This window comes from Tepidibacillus infernus (genome assembly GCF_048898065.1).
In the GTDB taxonomy this organism is placed as follows: domain Bacteria; phylum Bacillota; class Bacilli; order Tepidibacillales; family Tepidibacillaceae; genus Tepidibacillus_B; species Tepidibacillus_B infernus.
In genome coordinates this window covers 1-255 of record NZ_JBLWFI010000044.1, presented here as the reverse complement: position 1 = coordinate 255, position 255 = coordinate 1, and the positions used below count along the sequence as shown (strand labels likewise).

Below are 255 nucleotides of genomic sequence, written 5' to 3'. Positions count from 1 at the left end.
AGCGATAAGAAGTGAGAATGCCGGTATGAGTAGCGAAAAGACAAGTGAGAATCTTGTCCGCCGAAAACCTAAGGTTTCCTGAGGAAGGCTCGTCCGCTCAGGGTTAGTCGGGACCTAAGCTGAGGCCGAAAGGCGTAGGCGATGGACAACAGGTTGAAATTCCTGTACTACCTTTCCTCCGTTTGAACGATGGGGGGACGCAGAAGGATAGGGGAAGCGTGCTATTGGAAATGCACGTCCAAGCGGTGAGGCTGA

The 255-nt window shown here is 52.5% G+C and carries 1 rRNA gene; it reads left to right on the top strand.

From position 1 onward, the window contains the following. Positions 1-255 (top strand): 23S ribosomal RNA (locus TEPIDINF_RS14920); the annotation flags it as partial.